Genomic DNA, 238 nt, shown 5'->3' on the forward strand with positions numbered 1-238 from the left:
TCCTAGGCTCTGTTCCTGGCTTGCCATCGAGATATCGCCCATGAACGCGATGACGCGTTCGACCGATGTGACGATATCCGTGATCGTGCCGCTCGCATCGTCGACGAGCTTGCCACCCGTTTCGACGCTGGCCACAGAATCGCCGATGAGCGTGGCGATTTCCTTGGCGGCGTTCGCGGAACGACGCGCGAGATTGCGCACCTCGCTGGCGACGACTGCAAATCCGCGCCCCTGTTCC

General features: G+C 62.2%; 1 protein-coding gene. It reads right to left on the reverse strand.

Annotation, left to right across the window (positions count from 1 at the left end; translation table 11 throughout):
* The coding region (locus SB753_RS41045; RefSeq protein ID WP_410805676.1) for a methyl-accepting chemotaxis protein at nt 1-238 on the reverse strand (238 nt) is incomplete at both ends.

This window comes from Paraburkholderia sp. SIMBA_053 (assembly GCF_046534895.1).
Taxonomy (GTDB): domain Bacteria; phylum Pseudomonadota; class Gammaproteobacteria; order Burkholderiales; family Burkholderiaceae; genus Paraburkholderia; species Paraburkholderia caledonica.